2 protein-coding genes and 1 pseudogene are annotated in these 3,286 nt (G+C 62.5%); all 3 read left to right on the plus strand.

Going from position 1 to position 3,286, the window contains the following annotated elements; all coding sequences use genetic code 11:
- Window positions 1-1,224: pseudogene (locus tag EN742_RS29035) on the plus strand (helicase); the annotation flags it as partial.
- A gap of 283 nt (window positions 1,225-1,507) precedes the next feature.
- Complete coding sequence (locus tag EN742_RS29040; protein WP_128333562.1) at window positions 1,508-2,977, plus strand: 4-hydroxyphenylacetate 3-hydroxylase N-terminal domain-containing protein; 1,470 nt, start codon at window positions 1,508-1,510, stop codon at window positions 2,975-2,977.
- A partial coding sequence (locus tag EN742_RS29045) for a flavin reductase family protein (protein ID WP_148670336.1) occupies window positions 2,974-3,286 on the plus strand: 313 nt, incomplete at its 3' end. The genes EN742_RS29040 and EN742_RS29045, both read left to right, overlap by 4 nt.

The raw sequence follows: 3,286 nt of genomic DNA on the forward strand, positions 1-3,286 counted from the left end.
GTCGCGCTCCATGCGCGTCATCCGTCGGTCGAGTTGGTCGAGGCGCTTGTGCGATACGAAGCGCTGCCCTATTGGTCGTCTGCCCCACTGCCGGCCCAATCCCTGGGGCCTCGGTACGCGGCTTGGAAGCGCGCAACCATCAAGGCCGCGCCGAAGCTCACGAAGATGACACGGGAGCGCCGCAACAAGCTGGATGCGCCTGCGAGGTGGCCTGACGCGAAACTCAGGGCACTCAGCGCCGCGGCACGGGCGAAACTTCTATCCCTGCCGTGGGTCGCGCCGTCCCTACCGTGGTGGCCGCTTGCCGGCGGCTGGAAGAACGTGACCGCCGACCCGAAGCTGCTGATGTTCAGCCGCTTTCGAGCGACTCCGCCGAGCGTGGCGGCGCTCCTAAGTTTCGGCGTTGAAGCGTCATGCCTTCCCCGACAGCGAGGTGGCTACGAGAAAGCCTATCGGCGGCGTCGCTTCAAACTGGCGGCCGTTCCCGGACCGGTCATGGCCGCCTTCCATCCGTCGCCGTGGCTCATCCGGCATACGGATCCGCTCGCGAAGGCGGGAGAGACGGTCGGTGCTATCCGTAAGCAGGTGAGACGGCAGATTCTCGCGGCACTTCCCAAGGGGATCATCGAGAAGGACACGGTAAAGGCTCGTCGGCGGCACCGTTCCATCGGCCGGACCTTGGCCGCGATAGAGCGGGCGGCCGGGCTGTCGGAACAGTCTGCCGCTGCTTGGAGCAGCGCCGTCGGTGAGGATCGCGCCGCCCGGTCCGCTGTCCTTAAATGGCGACAGACGCCGACGATCGAGCGCCTCTCGCCGGCCGAACTCGATGATCTCGTCGATTGCGCCATTGGCGCGCCGGGCGTGGTGCTAGGCCGGGCGCTATTGCGGCATGACCCAACAGTCCTTGACCCGGCGCGCTGTGGTGAACTCGTTCAACTGAGCTGGCAGGGCTTGCGCGCGTATCTCGATAATCCGGTGATCCTATCGTCCCTGCCGGGCAAGAACGCGGTCGATCAGGTGATGGCCGCCGTCGTCGATGGCGGTTTCGAAAGTGTCCTCGACGAGCATTTCTGGCTTCGCGCGCAGAATCTTCCAGAGGGTGCGGCCGGCCTCGCCAAGGATTTGCAATCTTCGCTCGGCCTTCGGGCGGGTAGTTTCAGCTTTCTTTGGCGGGCCAGCGCACAAGGTACCGGTACGGTCCCATGTCGCTGTTCCGTTCGGTGACGCCGAGGCGGAACCGGCCGGCAAGGTGAATGGAGCACTCGCGCCATCCGCGCCAGCGCGGTCGGACGAAGTCCGCCGGAGCTTCAACACGCCGTTCTGGCCGCACGTGCTGGCAACGACGTCGGTGGGACAGGTCGTGGGAGAGCAAGGTACTCCTCCGGTGACATGCAATTCCACCGGTCGGCAGGGATTTGTCGTGATGCAACCGTGAAATTCGCTTGATATATCACTGTGCGTTTCCTATGCTCGCGCCTGCGATGGCCGCTGAGGGAGCGAATCTAGAATGGCACGTACCGGGAATGAGTACATCCAGAGCCTGCGCGATGGGCGTCAGATATTCATCGACGGCCGGTTGGTCGACAATCACGTCGACCATCCGGCGTTCCGAAATGCCATACGTTCCGCAGCCAAGCTGTACGACTACCAAGCGGCGAACCAAGGGGAGATGACCTTCACAACGCCGACCGGCAAGCGCGTCAACCGTTCCTGGGAGCTGCCCGACACCCGCGAAAAGCTTGTAAAACGGGGCTTGGCTGCGCAGGCTTGGGCGGCGCAGAGTTATGGATGGCTCGGCCGTTCGCCGGATCATGTTCCGGCGGCCATTACGGGCATGGTGACGCATATCGACGTCTTCGAGGGCTACGACAAGAAGCGGGCTTCAGCGCTTCGGGGGTACTACGAATACGCGCGTGATCGCGACCTCGCGATGACCTACACGATCGTCAATCCCCAGGGGGACCGATCGAAACTCGCGGGTGAGCACGACGACAAGTATCACAGCCTGGGCGCCGTCGATGAGGACGCCGAGGGGATCACCGTTCGCGGTGCCAAGATGCTGGGCACCTCGGCGCCGCTGGCGGAGGAAGTGCTTGTCGGCGTGCAGAACCCGCTGAAGGAGGGCATTGACGACATATACGCGCTGTCATTTGCGCTTCCTCTCGCGACCAAGGGGGTCAAGATCCTCTCGCGCAAATCCTATGAGGAAGCCGCGCATTCGCAGTTCGACAATCCGCTGGCCGCGCGCTTCGACGAAAACGACGCGGTGGTCTATTTCGACGACGTAAAAGTGCCCTGGGAGCGGGTTTTCGTCTACAAGAAGACGTCGATGTGCCGCGCGCAGTTTCATGCGACCGGCGCCGAAATCCTGATGAACACTCAGAGCCAGGCGCGCTATTCGGTCAAGCTCAAGTTCCTTGCGGGCCTCGCCAGGCGCATCGCCGAAACGACCGGCGTCATCAATTTCCCGGCGATCCAGGAGTCCCTTGGCAATCTCGCATCGCAGGCCATGGTCATCGACGGCATGTTCCGTTCGCTGCTGCATGACCCGATTGAGCGGAACGGCTATTTCATCCCGCGCCAGCTGCAGATCTATACGACGCAGGCCTATAGTCAGGAACTCTACCCCGCGTTCATCACCGCCATCCGCAAGCTGGCGGGCGGCAGCGTGATCATGCTGCCGTCGGGCGTCGAGGACTTCGACAATCCGGAAATGGCCGCGCTCATCAACAAGACCCAGTATTCGTCGACCGCTTCTCCAGAAGAGCGCGTGAAGGTCATGAAACTGGCCTGGGATGCGCTTGGGTCGGAATTCGGCTCGCGCCATACGCAATATGAGATGTTCTACAATGGTCCCCATTTCGCAGCGCTGATGCGCGTCTTCGGCGCATTCGATTGGGGCTTTGCCAAAGGCATGGTCGATGAGTTGCTCGGAAGCTATTCGCGGCAGAGCGAAAGGCGCGAGGCTGCCGAATGAGCGGAGCTGCGTCTTCCGTTGAAGTGGCAGTTCCCCAAACCTTTCCGGTTTCGGCGGAGCATTTCCGCAAGGGGATGCGCAAGCTGACCGGCGCGGTCAATATCGTCACCACCATGCACAACGGCGCGCCGCATGGCCTGACAGCGACGGCTGTCTGCTCTCTTTCCGGCGAGCCGCCGCGGCTGCTGGCGTGCGTCAACGTCGTGGGGCGAACCTTTGGTTACATCCTTCACTCCAGGAGGATGGGCGTCAGCGTGTTGGCGCATCGACATGTCGAACTGGCCAAGCACTTTGCCAACATGACCGATA

It is taken from the genome of Mesorhizobium sp. M4A.F.Ca.ET.020.02.1.1, assembly GCF_004022645.1.
In the GTDB taxonomy this organism is placed as follows: Bacteria; Pseudomonadota; Alphaproteobacteria; order Rhizobiales; family Rhizobiaceae; genus Mesorhizobium.